This is a genomic window from Streptomyces pathocidini (assembly GCF_001418495.1).
Classification (GTDB): Bacteria; Actinomycetota; Actinomycetes; order Streptomycetales; family Streptomycetaceae; genus Streptomyces; species Streptomyces pathocidini.
In genome coordinates, this window is the sequence record NZ_LIQY01000561.1 from 1 (window position 1) to 1,250 (window position 1,250).

2 protein-coding genes are annotated in these 1,250 nt (G+C 74.6%); both read left to right on the top strand.

The features are described from left to right. On the top strand, positions 1-518 hold a 518-nt coding region (locus AOK16_RS22550), incomplete at its 5' end, for an ATP-binding protein (RefSeq protein ID WP_169790937.1). Between the two features lie 34 nt (positions 519-552). Continuing rightward, positions 553-1,250, top strand: a 698-nt coding sequence (locus AOK16_RS22555; protein ID WP_478072588.1) for an LpqB family beta-propeller domain-containing protein, incomplete at its 3' end; no start/stop codon positions are given.

Genomic DNA, 1,250 nt, shown 5'->3' on the forward strand with positions numbered 1-1,250 from the left:
CGGGGGGCGCCGTGGCGGTCGCGGTGCGGGACTACGGGGTCGGGCTCAAGCCGGGCGAGGCCACGCGCGTGTTCAACCGCTTCTGGCGGGCGGACCCGGCACGCGCGCGTACCACGGGCGGTACGGGTCTGGGCCTGTCGATCGCCGTCGAGGACGCGCGGCTGCACGGCGGCTGGCTCCAGGCGTGGGGCGAGCCGGGCGGCGGCTCCCAGTTCCGGCTGACCCTGCCGGCCACGGCCGGGGAGAGCCTGCGCGGCTCGCCGATTCCGCTGGAGCCGGAGGACTCGCGGCGCAACCGCGGGCTGGGCGACGCCGGGCTGCCTTACGGGGTCGGGCCGGGGCGGGTGACGGCGGTGTCGGCGCGGCCGTGGATCAAGGCGCAGCCGGGGCCGGCTTCCGAGGCCGTTCCCGCCGAGGATTCAAGAAGCGTGTCCGGCATGGCGGTTGGCGGTGGATCCGGTGGCGGGGAGCCGGACGGCCGGGGAGCCGAGCTGGAGGGCGGGCCGCGTGGGCTCTGACCGGAACGGCCTCCGCCGGTGGAGTTCCTCGCTGGTGAGGAGCTCCGTACTGCTCGGCTGCGGGGGGCTGCTCGCCGCGGGGTGCGCCTCGATGCCCGACAGCGGGGAGGTGCACCGGGTCGACGCTTCGCCGCGGGCCGACGCGGACGCGCAGGTGCGGGTGTTCGGGGTGCCGCCCCGGGAGGGCGAGGGGCCCAACGACATCGTGCGCGGCTTCCTGGAGGCGACCACGAGCGACGAGGCCGACTTCAAGACGGCCCGGCTGTACCTCACCGAGGCCGCGTCCCGGAACTGGCGGCCCTTCTCCAGGACCACCGTCCTGGAGGACGGGCCGAACCCCAGCATGGGCCGGCCCTCCCAGGGCACGGAAGGCGAGTCCGCCGTCGCCGAGTTGACGGGCAAGCAGATCGCCACGGTCGACCGCAAGCAGGCCTACCGGCCGGACCGGCGCTCGTACCGGACGACGGTGCACCTCGCGAAGGTCGGCAAGGAGTGGCGCATCGACGTGCCGCCGGACGGGCTGGTGCTCGGCACATCGGACTTCGAGCGCATCTACCGCTCCGTCAACAAGTACTACTTCGCGGCCGGTGACCGGGACGACCGGGCGTCCGACTCCCCCAAGGAGGTGCTGGTCGCCGACCCGGTCTATCTGCGCCGCCGGATAGACCTGCTCACCTCGACCGTGAAGGCGCTGCTGGAGGGGCCGACCGACTGGCTCGACCGGGTCGTCGA